Origin of the sequence: Amycolatopsis cynarae, from assembly GCF_026802195.1 — a bacterium.
GTDB classification, from domain to species: Bacteria; Actinomycetota; Actinomycetes; order Mycobacteriales; family Pseudonocardiaceae; genus Amycolatopsis_E; species Amycolatopsis_E rhizosphaerae.
Map to the genome: position 1 here is coordinate 7344476 of NZ_CP113836.1, position 13343 is coordinate 7357818.

Genomic DNA, 13343 nt, shown 5'->3' on the forward strand with positions numbered 1-13343 from the left:
AGAGCGTCCGTGTGATCCTGCTGTTCGTCATGGCTCTGGCGTTCGTCTACCTGGCCGCGTTGCGGCTGCTGGGAGTGGACGGCAACCGCTTCGTCGCCGCGCTGATCGCCCTCACCCCGTACTGGGCCGTCGCGGGACTCGTGCTGGGTGTGCTGAGCCTGGCGTTCCGGCACTGGTGGATCGGCGGCATTGTCACCGTGGCCGCGCTGGCGCTGGCCGGGGTGGTGGTGCCGCGCGTGATCCCGTCGGCCCAGCCGCAGGTCCACGGCGCCACCCTGAGGGTGATGTCGTCGAACCAGTATCTGGGGCACGCCGATGTGCAGACGATCGTGCGGCTGGTGCGTGACAACCACGTCGACGTGCTCAACCTGCTGGAACTGACGCGTCGCGAGGCGGCCGAGTTCGAGCGGGCCGGGCTGTTCGACCTGCTGCCGTACCGCGTGTTCAAACCGCAGGGTGGCGGCGCCGGTTCCGGTATCGCCTCGCGCTACCCGGTGACGGAACTGTCCCTCGCGGGCCCGTCGATGATGGAGCAGCCGAGCGCGCGGATCGAGGTCGGCGCGACGGCGGTGGAGATCGTCGCGGTCCACCCGGTGCCGCCGACGACCTCGGCCCTGATCTGGCGGCAGGAGATGGGCGGGCTGCCCAGGGCGCCCGGCAGCGGGCCGGTGCGGATCCTCGCCGGGGACTTCAACTCCACGCTCGACCACGCCACCTTCCGGTCCCTGCTGGACTCCGGCTACACCGACGCGGGCGAGAGCCGCGGCGCGGGGCTCGTCCGCACCTGGCCGTCCTCACCGTTCCCGCCGCCGGTCACCATCGACCACGTGCTGGTGGACGCGCGGGCGGCCGTGCGGGACTACCGGGTGCTCGACGTGCCGAAGTCCGACCACAAGGCGGTGTTCGCCGAGCTCACGCTGCCGTGAGCAGCCCGTCGATCGCGGAGAGCGCCTCCAGGGCGCCGCAGGCCAGGGAAAGACCGCGGCCGTGGCGGACCTCCGGCTCCCGGGGGTTGATCCGGATCAGCGCACCGGTGGCGGCGCTGGAGAGCTCGCTGTAGCGGCGGACGGTGGGGACCGCGGTACCGGCGCCGAGTTCGAGCACGACCAGGCCCGGGCGCTCGCGCCGCCAGGCGTTGAGCGCGGCCAGTTGCTCGTCGCTGCGCCGGGAGAGCCAGTCGTGGTCGCCGAACATCAGGATGTTGGGCCGGGCCAGGCGGCCGCAGCCGGGGCAGGCTGGCAGGGGCGGGACCGCCCGCATCGAATCCTCGTCGATGGGCACGCCGGTCTCCCCCGCGGACCAGATGGCGGGCCCGCAGGGCACGGTGCACTGCAGGTGGTGGATCGATCCGTGCACCTCGGCGACCAGCCCGAAACCCGCCTTCTGAAACTGACCGTCCACATTGGAGGTGAACACCGCGATGCCGCCGGGGGTGGCCTCGCCCCAGCGCCGTAGCAGCGCGAAGCCCTCGTGGGGCACGGTTTCCCGGTACAACCGGAGGCGGTGGCCGTAGAAACCCCAGGCCAGCTCGGGATCTCCGGCGAAGTGGCGAGGGTCGGCCAGCTCGGCGAAGCGCAGGCCGAGCCGCGCATACGGTGGGTAGGCGCGCCAGAATCCGGCATCCCCGCGGAAGTCGGGCAGCCCGGAGTCCACGCCCATACCGGCGCCGGCGCACACGAGCAGCGCGTCGGCACCGGCGATCAACTCGGCCGCCCGCTCAAGGACGGCCCGGCTCATGCTTCCTTGGCGATCTCGTCCAGCGGGACGACTTCGAACTCCAGCAGGCTGGCACCGCTGGCCACCGGCTTGGCGCGCTCACCGGCGTGCGCTTCGCGGGACGGGCCCTTGGCCCAGGCCTGGAAATCCTCCTCGGTCTCCCACTTCGTGTACACGAAGTAGCGGTTCTCCCCGGAGACCGGGCGCAGCAGTTCGAAACCGAGGAAGCCGGGCTGCTTGTCCACCGCGTGCAGCCGGTGGGCGAACCGCTTCTCCAGTTCGGGTCCGGCGCCCTCGGGCACCTCGATTGCGTTGATCTTCACGACTGCCATGTGGGTCAGGGTACCCACCATGCCCGGCCGCTGGCCTCGCCGCGAGTGGGTGTGCGAGGCTGCCGGAATGGGGAACTCGCCGCTCACCCGCCCCGGCGTCGTCGACTTCGGTGGCGAAGGCCCGCCGATCGTGCTGCTGCACGGACTGATGGGGCGTGCCCGCACCTGGTGGCCGGTGGCGCGCTGGCTGACCGCCTACGGTCACGTGGTCGGACTCGACGCCAGGGGGCACGGGCACGGCCCGCGAGGCGGACCGTGGACCACGGAGCAGTTCGTCGAGGACACCGCGTCCCTTCTGCGGCGCTTCGACGAACCCGCGGTGCTGATCGGGCATTCGATGGGCGGCCTGCACGCCTGGGCCGTGGCCGCGACCCACCCCGGGCTGGTGCGGGCCGTGGTGATCGAGGACATGGCCCCGGACCAGCGCGGCCGCACGGTGGAGACCTGGCGGGGATACTTCGAGTCCTGGCCGGTGCCCTTCCAGTCGCTCGCGCACGTGAAGGAGTTCTTCGGCACCACCGGCGACTACTTCATCGAGTGCGTGGCCGAGCGGGAGGATGGCTACCACCTGCTGGCCGATCTGCGCGATCTGTACGAGATCGCGGCCGAATGGGGCCGCCGCGACTACTGGTCACTGGTGGACGCGGTGAAGTGCCCGCTGCTCGTGATCGAGGCGGAGCACACCGCGATGCCTGCCGGGCAGCAGGCCGAACTGGCCGCACGCGTACCCGACGGGCGGCACGTGGTGGTGGCCGGCGCCGGGCACGTGGTGCACCGGGACGCTCCGTTGGAGTACCGCGGCGCCGTCGAGGCCTTCCTCTCCGACGTACTCGGCCGCTGAGGCCACGGCACCGGTCGGTCGTTGGCCGTGAAGGGACCGGGTCGCTGCGGGGAAGTGGGGAGTCAGCGGTGCTCGCCGGGCAGGGCGAACCGGCCGTCGGGGATCTGCTCGACGAGGCCGTCTTCGAGGAGCGAGCCGAGGCAGCGGTCACGGCGACCCGGGTCCTCCGGCCACACCACGTCGAGGCTGTCCTTCCACACCGGCTCGGGCGTGTCCCGCAGCACGTCCAGGAGCAGCCCGCGGATCTGCCGGTCGGTCCCGGCGTAGCGCTGGGTCGCCTTGACCGGCCCCGTGTAGGCGGGGCGGCCCGCTCGCTGCCAGGCGCAGCCGTCGTAGACCGGGCAGTCGGCACAGCGGGGTGCTCGAGCGGTGCACACGAGCGCGCCCAGTTCCATCAGCGCCGCGGAGAAGCGGGCGGCCTCGGCCTCGGCGGCCGGGAGCATCGCCTCGACGTCGGCGAGATCGCGGGTGGTCGAGGGCGGCCCCGCCTCGGCTTCCCCGTGCACAGCCCGCGCGACGACCCGGCGCACGTTGGTGTCCACGACCGGGGCCCGTTTCGCGTAGGCGAAGGCCGCGACGGCCCGTGCGGTGTAGGCGCCGATCCCCGGCAGGGTCAGCAGTGTGTCCACGTCGGCGGGCACGACGTCGCCGTGCTCGGTGGCGATCACCGTGGCCGCCGCGTGCAGGCGCAGGGCGCGGCGCGGGTAGCCGAGCTTGCCCCAGGCCCGCAGCACCTCGCCCTGGCTGCTCGCGGCGAGCGCGGACGGAACCGGCCACCGGTCGAGCCACTCACGCCAGATCGGTTCCACCCGCGCGACCGGGGTCTGCTGCAACATGATCTCGCTGACCAGTACGCCCCAGCCGGTGCAGTCGGCGCGGCGCCACGGCAGGTCCCGGCGGGCCCGGCCGAACCAGTCGATCATGATCTCGGCGTCGATAGCCACCCGGACAGGGTAGTAAGGCGGATATCGCGCGAGATTTCAGCGGTCGCCGTCATCGGGGCGCGGGGGACGCGAGTCGCGCTGCCGCGCGCATCAGGGCGGCCTTCGGGGTTTCCGCGTCCGCCGGCTTGTCCGCGTGCATCATGCGCGCCATCTGGGGGACCGCGTACCACCAGCCGGCCAGTGCCAGCGTGAGGAAGGCCAGGTCCGCCGCGGGAAGGTCGTCGCTGATCAGTCCGGCCCGCTGCGCGGTGGCGAACGCGGCGACCTTGGTTCGGTAGTAGTGGGTGCGGGTCGCCTCGTCGGGCACTTCCGGTAGGTCGGCGAGGCCCTCCCAGAGCAGCAGGCGGGTCAGTTCGGGGTGTGCGGCGTGGTAGTCGTAGACCGCTCCGGCGTACTCGGCGACGGCCTCGGGGCCGTCGAGGTGGTCCAGCGGGACAGCCGCGGCGACCTTGTTGAGTTCGTCCGCCAGGACGGTGGCGAAGAGCCGGGTCTTGTCGCCGAAGTAGTTGTACAGACGCTCCTTGTTGACACCGGCCCGGCGCGCGATGCGCTCCATCGTCGTGCCGCCGAGGCCGAAGGTGGCGAACTCGGCGACGGCGGCCTGCTTGAGCTTTCGCTTGGTCTCCTCGGTGTTCCACGCCATGGCGTCGAGCATATCCAACGGATGCGTTGCAATTGCCCGTAGGTGCGGCTACGCTCGTTTCCAACGCTCCCGTTGGAAACGAGGAACCACATGTCGGCCACAACGGTCATCGCACCCAGTCCCCTCCGTCACCTGGGCCCGAGGCGTGGGGCGGTGCCCGTGCTGGTCACCGCCGCGCTGGCGGTGCTGATCCAGCTGTACGTCTCGATCCCGCTGCACGGGCCTGTCGCCGACGAACTCGGTTCGGAAGGGGTCACCGGAGCGCTGGCGGCGGGTTACTCGCTGTGCTATGCGCTCGGCTTCCTGGTCTACGGGCCGCTGTCCGATCACGTCGGTCGGCGTTGGGTGCTTGTCCTCGGCTTGGTAGCGCTGACGGCGGCGACACTGGGCGTGGGGTTCGCACCGTCGATGTCGGCGTTGGGTCTGCTGCGAGCGGTGCAGGGGGCCGCCGCGGCCACCTTCGCTCCGACAGCCCTCGCCTACCTCGGTGAATCGTTGCCGCCCCGGCGCCGTGCCGCCGCGTTCGGCGCGATGTCGGTCGCCTTCCTGACCGCCGGGATCATCGGCCAGATCGCGGCCACGGCCGTCGCGGCGATCGCGGGCTGGCGGTGGGTCTTCTTCCTCGGCTCGATCGTCCTTGCCGCCCTGACCGCAGCGGTGCTCAGCGTCGTCGACGAACCCGACGTCGATCGGCCGCGCCAGCCGCTCCTCAGCCGGTACGCCGGTCTGATCCGCTTCGCCCTCCGGCCGAACTCCCTGCTCCTCGCGCTGGGTCACCTGATGGTGCTGGGCGGCTTCGTCGGCCTGTACACCCTGCTCGGGCCGCATCTGGCCGGTCAGGGTCTCAGCACGACCCAGATCACCATCGTGCGCGCGGCCGGTCTGCCCGCCATGTTCTGCTCGCTGGTCGCAGGGCCGCTCGCCGCCCGCTTCGGCATCGCCCGGTCCGCCATCCTCGGCTTCCTGATCGCGTCCGCCGGTCTTGCGGCCGGTGCCGCGCTCTCGGCAAGCGTCGTCGGTTCGGCGGCCGCCAGCGTCGTTTTCGTTGGCGGAGTGGGGATCCTCGTGCCGACGATGATCACCTTGTGGGGCGAGGCCACCCAGCCCGCGCGGGGTGTCGGGATGGCTCTCAACGGCTTCGTTCTGTTCCTCGGCGCGAGCCTGGGCCCGTACGCCACAGCCCTGCCAGGCGGCTTCGCCGGATCGCTGGCCGTGCTCGCCGCGCTGTATCTGGTCGCCGGGCTTCTCGTTCAGCTCGCGACGCGGCTTTCCCGGCCCCGGCATTGACCAGCCCGAGCGCTGTGAAGGGTCCCTTCACACAGCACATACGCCCAGGGACCCGGCAAATTCCGGTCGGCTCGGGTCCACCGGGCGAGTCCCGCGCTGGGGCCGGGGCGGAATGCCCTGAAGGTCGCCTTCAGAGTCATAAACGCCCTCAAGGCCACCGTGAGGGCGCACCCCTGTCCCGGGAGTTCCCCTCACGGGACAGAACGCCAAGATCCCGGCGCCAGCCCGCTTCCCTGCTCATCCAGACCGAACGTGGAACTCAGGCCACCGAAGGTGGGACACAAGCGCACGAAGGTGGGACTCGCGCGGCGGAGCGACACGACTTTGCCCGGGGCCCTGGTCGATACGACTGTGAAGGGACCCTTCACGGCTGCCCTTGACCGGGATCCGCGCTACTCGACCTCGGTGAGGATGCCGGTTTTGACGTCGTACACGAAGCCGCGGACGTTCTCCGTGTGCTCGAGGAAGGCGCTGCGCTTCACGCGCTGGACGGAGGTCCGCACGCTGTCCTCGACCTCGCGGAAGGCCTCGACCGCCCAGGTGGGCCGCAGTCCGGTCGCCTGCTCGAGTTCGTCCTTGAAGTCGTCCTCGGTCACCAGCGACAGGCCGCAGTTGGTGTGCTGGACGATCAGCACCTCGCGCGTGCCGAGCTTGCGCTGGGACAGTGCGAGCGAACGGATCGCGTCCTCGGTGACGACCCCGCCGGCGTTGCGCAGGATGTGCGCCTCGCCCTGGATGAGGCCGAAGATCTCGAAGACCCGGATCCGGGCGTCCATACAGGTCAGGATTGCCACGTGCAGTGAGGGATTGGGAGACGACCGGTCGCCCGGCAGCGTGTCTTCACCCTCTTGGTAGCGCTTCAACAGCACGTCGATCGCGGTCATGCGGCCCCTCCGGCGTTTCTGTCAGGTCACCCTATTTGACCCGCTGTTATGCGGCGGGGCAATCCCCAGGGGTGAACGTCACGGTCCGAACCAGTGCTCTTCCATGGTGCGGGGTGGAGCGGAGGTGGTGCCGATCCGCAGTTCCGTCTCCAGGGTGATGATGCGGGGTTGCGTGTGGTCGGCGGAGGCGAGCAGCAACTTGCCCGCCGCGCGCCCCTTCTCCAGCACCGGCTGGCGCACCGTGGTCAGCCCGACGCGCTCGGCGTCGGCGATGCCGTCGAAACCGGTGATGGTCAGGTCCGCGGGTACGCGTAGGCCGCGCCGGTCCGCCTCGGCGAGCGCGCCGAGCGCGAGGATGTCCGAGGTGCAGATCAGGGCGGTGACCTGCGGGTACGCGGTGAGCAACTGGCGGGCGGCGGAGGCGCCGTCGTCCACCGTGTGGTCGAACCGCTCGACCACGGGCACGCTCGCCCAGTCCACCCCGGCCTTGTCGAAGGCCTTCGCGAGCGCGTCGAGGCGGGTCCGCTGGACGTGGAAGTGTGCGCTGCGCTGGCGGTCCAGCGAGACGAAGTCGTCGTTGCGGTCGCGCCCCAGCCGCATGCACAGCACGCCGACCTGGCGGTGGCCGAGACCCACCAGATGCTCGGCGAGTTCGGTGATCGCGGCCGCGTCGTCCGGGCCGACCCGGTCCACGCCTTCGACCTGCGGCTGGTCGATGATCACGGTCGGCACCGGGCGGGCCAGCACGGCGGCCAGGTGCGGATCGTCGTCGGGGACCGAGTACACGACGAAGCCGTCCACCCCGGCGCGGTGGACCGCGGCGACGTCGTCGCGGCCGGGGCTCGCGGGGACGAGGTGGAGCCCGACCCCGGCGTCCTCGCAGGCGAGGGCGAGCCCTTCGAGCACGCCGATGGCGGCGGGGTCGCGGAAGGCGTAGGAAAGGTTCTCGGTGAGCAGCAGCCCGACCGCGCCCGCCTTGCGGGTGCGGAGCGAGCGGGCCACCGGGTCCGGTCCCGGGTAGCCGAGCCGGCGTGCGGTCTCCAGCACGCGCCGCCGGAGTTCGGGTGAGAGCTGATCGGGCCGGTTGTAGGCGTTGGACACGGTGGTCCTGGACACACCGAGTTCCGCGGCGAGCGACGCCAACGTCGCCTGCCGCCTCATGCGGATAGGACGCCCCATAGGGGAACCGTAACGGTTCAGAACGGAATCCAGAAGTCGGCAGATCGCCGGGGAGCGTCTTCACGCCCGCAACCGGAAGTTCAGGGCCGCTTAACCCGTCCCGGCAAGATCATCACCCGATAGCGTAAGATGAACTCGAAAACCGTTTCCAATAACTACGGACAGTGCTTCTACCTGCCACGATCGGGAGAAAACGTGCCCAGATTTCGTCGCTTCCCCCGCCTGTTCGCGGTGACGGCCACCGCCGCCACCGTCTCCTTCGCGCTCGCCGCATGTGGCGGTGGTAACACCGGGGGTGACACCGGCGGCAAGATCGGCGCCGTGGCCTCCACGGACGTGTGGGGCAGCGTGCTCGCCGCCGTCGGCGGGGATCAGGTGCAGGTGACCTCGATCATCCACGACCCGGCCGCCGACCCGCACTCCTACGAGACCACCCCCCAGGACGCCATCGCCGCCCAGAAGGCGCAGCTCACCCTGAGCAACGGTGGCGGGTACGACGACTTCTTCACCAAGCTCGCCGACATGGCTTCCGGAGCACACAAGCTCGTCGCCTACGACATCGCCGCCACCGGCGACGAGAACGAGCACGTCTGGTACGACCTGCCGGGCGTGGAGAAGGTCGCCGACCAGGTGGCCGACCAGCTCGGCAAGATCCGCCCGGCCGCGGCCGCGACCTTCACCGCCAACGCGGCGGCGTTCAAGGCGAAGGTCGGGCAGCTCGCGAACACCGTCGGCCAGGTGGGGGCCGCCCACCCGGGCACCAAGGTCATCGCCACCGAACCCATCGCGCACTACCTCCTCGAGGCCGCGAAGGTCACCGACGTGACGCCCCCCGGGTTCTCCAAGGCCGTCGAGCAGGAAAGCGACGTCCCGCCGGCGGCCTACGCCGAGGTGAACGCGCTCGTATCCGGCAAACAAATCAAGGCCGTGGTGAACAACGCGCAGACGGTGACCCCGGCGACCAGGGCACTGGTGGACAACGCGAAGAAGGCGGGCCTGCCCGTGGTCGACGTGACCGAGACACTGCCCGCCGGGACCACGGACTACATTGCGTGGATGACCGGCCAGGTCACGGCATTGGCAGGAGCGCTGAACTCTTGAAACCGGCTGTCGAAATCTCTCGGGCGAGCCTCGCGTTCGGTTCGCGCACCCTCTGGTCCGGGCTCGACCTGACCGTCGCGCCCGGGGAGTTCGTCGCGATCCTCGGCCCCAACGGCTCCGGCAAGACGAGTCTGCTCAAGGTCCTGCTGGGCCTGCAGAAACTGTCCTCGGGCAGTTGGCGGATCAACAGCGACCGCCCGGTGGGCTACATCCCGCAGCAGCGCGCCATGCAGGAGGCGCTGACCCTGCGCGGGATCGACCTGGTCGGCCTCGGCCTGGACGGGCACCGATGGGGCGTCGGCCTGCGGGGCATGGCGGAGCGGCGCCGTCGGGTGGCGGAGGCGATCTCCTCGGTCGGCGCCGAGCGGTACGCGAAGTCGCCGGTCGGCAGGCTTTCCGGCGGGGAACAGCAGCGGCTGCGCGTGGCACAGGCCCTCGTCGGAGCGCCCGACGTGCTGTTGTGCGACGAGCCGCTGCTTTCCCTCGACCTCGGACACCAGCGCGCGGTCAGTGAACTCATCGACCGGCGCCGACGCGAGGCGGGCACCGCGGTGCTGTTCGTGACCCACGAGATCAACCCGATCTTGTCCTTTGTGGACAGAATCGTGTACCTGGTGGACGGCCGGTTCCGGATCGGCACCCCGGACGAGGTGATGACCTCCCAGACGCTGTCCGAGCTGTACCGGAGCAGGGTGGAAGTCATCCGGGTCGGCGGCCAGATCCACGTCGCCGGCGCGCAGAGCGCCTTGTGTGAGGACGAGCCCCACCACGTCGACGAGCGGGTGTCGTGATGGACAGGATGTTCGACTTCGGGCTCACCGCCCAGCTGCTCGCCCAGCCCTTCGTGCTGACCGCACTGCTCGCGGCCGGGGTGCTCGGGCTCCTCGCGGGCATGCTCGGCCCGCTCATCGTGACCCGCCGGATGTCCTTCGCCGTGCACGGCACCGCCGAACTCGCCTTCACCGGCGCGGCCGGGGCCCTGCTGCTCGGCGTGGGCATCGAGTACGGCGCGCTGGCCGGGGCGGTGCTCGCCGCGCTGCTGCTCGGTCTGCTCGGCGGGCGCGAGTCCGAGCGCGATTCGGTGATCGGCGCGATCCTGTCCTTCGGGCTGGGTCTCGGCGTACTGCTGCTGTGGTTCTACCCCGGCCGCGCGGCCAACAAGTTCGGCATCCTGGTGGGTCAGATCGTCTCCATCGAACCGACCAACGTGCTGGTGCTGGTCTGCGCCGCGGTGGCCGTGCTGCTGGTACTGGCGCTGATCTACCGCCCGCTGCTGTTCGCCAGCGTGGACCCGCACGTCGCCGCCGCCCGCGGCGTGCCCGCCCGGACCCTGTCCGTGGTGTTCGCGGTGCTGGTGGGGGTGGCCACCGCGCTCGGCGTCCAGATCGTCGGGGCGCTGCTGGTGGTCGCGCTGATGGTCACTCCGGCCGCCGCGGCCACGAGGATCACCGCCAGCCCGTGGCTGGCCACGCTGCTCACCGTGGTGTTCGCCGAGACCGCCGCACTGGGCGGGATCATCCTGTCGCTGGCTCCCGGCGCGCCGGTGAGCGCGTTCGTCACCGCGATCTCGTTCACCATCTACCTGGTCTGCCGGCTGATCGCCTACCTGCGGGACCGCGCGGGGAAGGTCACCGCCACCGGACCCGCCGCCGCAGCACCGGCACCGGTGCCGTGAGGGGTCCCCTCACGGCAGCGCGCGGCCCCCGCACGCGCCCTAGTGCAGCATGAGCAGGACCTGGAGTTCGCCCACCACGAAACCGATCACCCCGCCGACCGCGATGAGCTTCCACTCCTCTTGGCGGAAGGCGGGGCGCAGCAGGCCCTCGTACTCCTCGGGGGTGAGGGCGAGCATGCGCTGTTCGACCATGTTGGCCACGTCCATCGCCGCGGTGAGGTAGCCCTCGGCGTGCCGCACCGTGTCCGGCAGGGCCTCCAGCGCCCTCGCCGCCGCCCGCTCCTTCATCTCGCGGAGCCGGGCCGCGCCGATGGTCGCAGTCACGAGGCGGCCCGACTGCTCGTCCACCGCCGCCGACACGATGCGCCGCACCATGGCCACCAGCCGGTCCGAGCGGGGCCCGCGCAGCACCGCGTCGAGCAGGTTCGGCAGGGTGAGCACCTCGTGCGCGATCAGTTCGCCGTACTGCCGGGCCACTTCGGCCCGCCGCCGCTGGAACTTGCCGTGCAGGGTCACAAACGGCAGCAGCCGCACCGGTTCCCGCGGTACGAAGATCAGCTTGATGGCGAGCCAGTCGGTCAGCAACCCGATACAGCCGCCGAAGGCGGGCAACACCCACGGGTTCTTCGTCAGCGCCCACACCACGGCCTGGACCAGGCCGAGGCCGAAGCCGAAGTAGATGCCGCAGCGCGCGATGAAGGCCATCTCCGGGCGGGTCGTCTCGCGGATCAGCCGGACCAGCAGCGCCTTGTCGCGCGTGAGGTCCTGCACGATCATGTGCTTGACGTCGAGCACCTCGTCGACGTTCTCCCGCAGTTCGGACATCAGTTCGCGTACGAGCCGGGGCGCCGCGGCCTGCACCTGCTTGATCACCAGCGCCTGCGCCATCGGCGGCAGCGACTCCCAGATCCGGGGCTGGTACTCGGCGAGCACATCCCGTGCGATGTCGTCGATCGCCCGCAGCAGCGGTTGCTCGATCTCGCGGGTCAGCCGGGCCGGGTCGATCCTGGCGAAGATCTCCCGCAGGTCGAGCAGATTCGAGGTGAGCAGGTCGGTGGCGATCGCCGCCATCCGGCCGCCGTGCCGGGGCACCACGCCCTGCCAGCCGAGGAAGGTGCCCGGGACGCCGAGGAACTCCAGCGGCCGGAACATCATCTCGATCGCGACCCGCTTGGTGAGATAACCGATCAGGGCGGCGACGAACGGGATCGCGGCGTACAGCGGCCAGTGCTCGGCGAAGTCGGCCAGGACGCTCCCCACCCCGACCTCCTTCCCCGCAGTCCTCCCGGAAGGTTAATGCAGCATCAGCAATACCTGAAGTTCCCCCACCAGTCCGCCGATCACGGCGCCGACCGCGATGAGCTTCCATTCGTCCTGCCGGAACGCGGGGCGCAACAGCCCCTCGAACTCGATCGGGGTGAGCTGCCGCATCCGGTCGACGATCGTGTTGCGCACGTCGAGCGCGTTGATCGCGTAGTCCTCGGCGTGCCGGACGGTGTCGTGGACCCGTTCCACCGCCTTCGCGGCCGCGATCTGCTTCATCTCCTGGAACCGGCGCGAACCGACCGCGAACACCACAAGCGGTTTGACCAGACCGGCCTGTTCGTCGATGGTGCGCCGCACTTCGCGGGTGATCAGCTGGAACAACCGGTCGGACTTCGGGCCCCGCAGCACCGCTTCGAGCAGGTTCGGCACGGTGATGATCTCGTTCGCGATCATCTCGCCGTAGTCGGCGGCCACCTGGTCGCGACGCTTCTGGAACACGCCCTGCCAGGTGTAGAGGCCGAAGAACCGGCGGGGCTCCCGGGGCAGGAAGATCATCTTGAGGGCCAGCCAGTCGGTCAGCCAGCCGATGCCGAGGCCGAACAGGGGCAGCACGACCGGCGATCTGGTCAGGGCCCACACGGCGAGTTGCACGAGCCCGAGCGTGAACCCGAACACCAGCCCGGAGCGGGCGATGAAGCGCATTTCGGGCCGCGAGATGTTGCGGATCAGCCGGTTCAGCAGCGCCTTGTCGCGCACCAGGTTGGTCACCACCATGTGCTTGAGGTCGAGCACGCCGTCGATGTCGTACGCGATCTCGCGCATGATCTTGGTGATGAGCTTGGGCGCATCGGCCCTCACGCGCTTGAGCAGCAGTTCGCGGGCACGCGCGGGCATTCCCTCCCACAACCCCGGCCGGTACTGCTCGAAGACCTCACGCGTGACGTCCTCGACGACCCGCAGCATCGGTTCCTCGATCTCCTTGGCCACCTGCGCCGGATCGAGCCGGGAGAAGATCTCCCGTGGCTCCACCAAATTGTTGATCAGCATCTCGGTCGCGGTGGTCGCCATCCGCTCGGCGTTGGCCGGCAGTACTCCCTGCCAACCCAGGAATGGCCGGATCCCGACGAATTCGATCGGCCGGAACATCATCTCGATGGCGACGCGCTTGGTCACGTAGCCGATCAGCGCCGCGACGAGGGGCATGCTGGCGTAGACCGGCCAATGCGTGCCCAGGTCGGCGACGACCCGCTGCCAGTTCACCCTCCACCTCCGCGACTCCCGGGCAGGACGTTATCCCAGCCGCGCGCCCGTGCCGAAGCGCCGTCGCGGAAGGGGTGGCGGGGGAAGCTTCACCCGCTGTTCGCGCGGAGTTGACCCGATGATCGCCCGCTGATCCGTTACGGAGGCCGGTCGATTACAATCAGCCGTCCACCAAGCGTAAAGAGTCTGGATGGCGGTATGGAAACCGGCGTCCG

Annotated in this window: 14 protein-coding genes; 6 read left to right on the forward strand and 8 right to left on the reverse strand. The window is 70.3% G+C overall.

Going from position 1 to position 13343, the window contains the following annotated elements; translation table 11 throughout:
* Positions 1-11 precede the first annotated feature (11 nt).
* Positions 12-926, forward strand: a complete 915-nt coding sequence (locus ORV05_RS35685; protein WP_268756266.1) for an endonuclease/exonuclease/phosphatase family protein — start codon at positions 12-14, stop codon at positions 924-926.
* Here ORV05_RS35685 and ORV05_RS35690 read toward each other — a convergent pair.
* The gene (locus tag ORV05_RS35690; protein ID WP_268756267.1) at positions 913-1737 is read right to left on the reverse strand and encodes an SIR2 family NAD-dependent protein deacylase; all 825 of its coding nucleotides are present in this window, start codon (positions 1735-1737) and stop codon (positions 913-915) included. The two genes, ORV05_RS35685 and ORV05_RS35690, sit on opposite strands and share 14 nt — an antisense overlap.
* Positions 1734-2048, reverse strand: coding sequence for an antibiotic biosynthesis monooxygenase family protein (locus ORV05_RS35695; protein WP_268756268.1), 315 nt, complete (start codon positions 2046-2048; stop codon positions 1734-1736). Before ORV05_RS35695 ends, ORV05_RS35690 begins: the two co-directional genes overlap by 4 nt.
* A gap of 67 nt (positions 2049-2115) precedes the next feature.
* Here ORV05_RS35695 and ORV05_RS35700 point away from each other — a divergent pair, with 67 nt between their 5' ends.
* Positions 2116-2889 carry an alpha/beta fold hydrolase gene (locus tag ORV05_RS35700; protein ID WP_268760047.1) on the forward strand — a complete coding sequence of 258 codons (774 nt, stop codon included), beginning with the start codon at positions 2116-2118 and terminating at the stop codon, positions 2887-2889.
* A gap of 62 nt (positions 2890-2951) precedes the next feature.
* Here ORV05_RS35700 and ORV05_RS35705 read toward each other — a convergent pair whose 3' ends face one another.
* Both ORV05_RS35705 and ORV05_RS35710 read right to left on the reverse strand, forming a co-directional pair.
* Entirely contained in the window at positions 2952-3812 is an 861-nt protein-coding gene (locus ORV05_RS35705) for an HhH-GPD family protein (RefSeq protein ID WP_268760048.1), read from the reverse strand.
* Positions 3813-3882: 70 nt separating this feature from the next.
* The gene (locus ORV05_RS35710) at positions 3883-4476 is read right to left on the reverse strand and encodes a TetR/AcrR family transcriptional regulator (RefSeq protein WP_268756269.1); all 594 of its coding nucleotides are present in this window, start codon (positions 4474-4476) and stop codon (positions 3883-3885) included.
* A 153-nt stretch (positions 4477-4629) separates the two neighbouring features.
* Between ORV05_RS35710 and ORV05_RS35715 the strand changes: the two genes are divergently transcribed.
* Positions 4630-5763, forward strand: coding sequence for an MFS transporter (locus ORV05_RS35715; RefSeq protein ID WP_268756270.1), 1134 nt, complete (start codon positions 4630-4632; stop codon positions 5761-5763).
* Positions 5764-6155: 392 nt separating this feature from the next.
* Here ORV05_RS35715 and ORV05_RS35720 read toward each other — a convergent pair whose 3' ends face one another.
* The gene (locus ORV05_RS35720) at positions 6156-6647 is read right to left on the reverse strand and encodes a beta-class carbonic anhydrase (RefSeq protein WP_268756271.1); all 492 of its coding nucleotides are present in this window, start codon (positions 6645-6647) and stop codon (positions 6156-6158) included.
* A gap of 78 nt (positions 6648-6725) precedes the next feature.
* A complete protein-coding gene (locus ORV05_RS35725) occupies positions 6726-7826 on the reverse strand; it encodes a LacI family DNA-binding transcriptional regulator (protein WP_268756272.1) in 1101 nt (366 codons plus the stop codon).
* A 195-nt stretch (positions 7827-8021) separates the two neighbouring features.
* On the opposite strand from ORV05_RS35725, the gene ORV05_RS35730 reads away from it, so the two are divergent.
* From ORV05_RS35730 to ORV05_RS35740, 3 genes are read left to right on the forward strand one after another with little or no spacing between them, the layout of a single operon-like run.
* Positions 8022-8927 carry a metal ABC transporter solute-binding protein, Zn/Mn family gene (locus ORV05_RS35730; RefSeq protein ID WP_407652650.1) on the forward strand — a complete coding sequence of 302 codons (906 nt, stop codon included), beginning with the start codon at positions 8022-8024 and terminating at the stop codon, positions 8925-8927.
* A complete protein-coding gene (locus tag ORV05_RS35735; RefSeq protein WP_268756273.1) occupies positions 8924-9718 on the forward strand; it encodes a metal ABC transporter ATP-binding protein in 795 nt (264 codons plus the stop codon). Before ORV05_RS35730 ends, ORV05_RS35735 begins: the two co-directional genes overlap by 4 nt.
* Positions 9718-10602 carry a metal ABC transporter permease gene (locus ORV05_RS35740; protein ID WP_268756274.1) on the forward strand — a complete coding sequence of 295 codons (885 nt, stop codon included), beginning with the start codon at positions 9718-9720 and terminating at the stop codon, positions 10600-10602. The genes ORV05_RS35735 and ORV05_RS35740 overlap by 1 nt, the downstream gene beginning before the upstream one ends.
* A gap of 39 nt (positions 10603-10641) precedes the next feature.
* On the opposite strand, the gene ORV05_RS35745 is transcribed toward ORV05_RS35740, so the two are convergent.
* Both ORV05_RS35745 and ORV05_RS35750 read right to left on the reverse strand, forming a co-directional pair.
* Positions 10642-11862 (reverse strand): DUF445 domain-containing protein, encoded by a 1221-nt coding sequence (locus tag ORV05_RS35745; RefSeq protein ID WP_268756275.1) that lies wholly within the window; start codon positions 11860-11862, stop codon positions 10642-10644.
* Positions 11863-11895: 33 nt separating this feature from the next.
* Positions 11896-13071, reverse strand: a complete 1176-nt coding sequence (locus ORV05_RS35750; RefSeq protein ID WP_407652817.1) for a DUF445 family protein — start codon at positions 13069-13071, stop codon at positions 11896-11898.
* Positions 13072-13343 lie beyond the last annotated feature (272 nt).

Bases quoted from the DNA above. Each gene is read 5' to 3' on its own strand.
- ORV05_RS35690 (WP_268756267.1), bottom strand. From the start codon at position 1,737: ATGAGCCGGGCCGTCCTTGAGCGGGCGGCCGAGTTGATCGCCGGTGCC.
- ORV05_RS35710 (WP_268756269.1), bottom strand. From the start codon at position 4,476: ATGGCGTGGAACACCGAGGAGACCAAGCGAAAGCTCAAGCAGGCCGCC.
- ORV05_RS35720 (WP_268756271.1), bottom strand. From the start codon at position 6,647: ATGACCGCGATCGACGTGCTGTTGAAGCGCTACCAAGAGGGTGAAGAC.
- ORV05_RS35725 (WP_268756272.1), bottom strand. From the start codon at position 7,826: ATGGGGCGTCCTATCCGCATGAGGCGGCAGGCGACGTTGGCGTCGCTC.
- ORV05_RS35705 (WP_268760048.1), bottom strand. From the start codon at position 3,812: ATGATCGACTGGTTCGGCCGGGCCCGCCGGGACCTGCCGTGGCGCCGC.
- ORV05_RS35695 (WP_268756268.1), bottom strand. From the start codon at position 2,048: ATGGCAGTCGTGAAGATCAACGCAATCGAGGTGCCCGAGGGCGCCGGA.
- ORV05_RS35740 (WP_268756274.1), top strand. From the start codon at position 9,718: ATGGACAGGATGTTCGACTTCGGGCTCACCGCCCAGCTGCTCGCCCAG.
- ORV05_RS35750 (WP_407652817.1), bottom strand. From the start codon at position 13,071: ATGCCCCTCGTCGCGGCGCTGATCGGCTACGTGACCAAGCGCGTCGCC.
- ORV05_RS35700 (WP_268760047.1), top strand. From the start codon at position 2,116: ATGGGGAACTCGCCGCTCACCCGCCCCGGCGTCGTCGACTTCGGTGGC.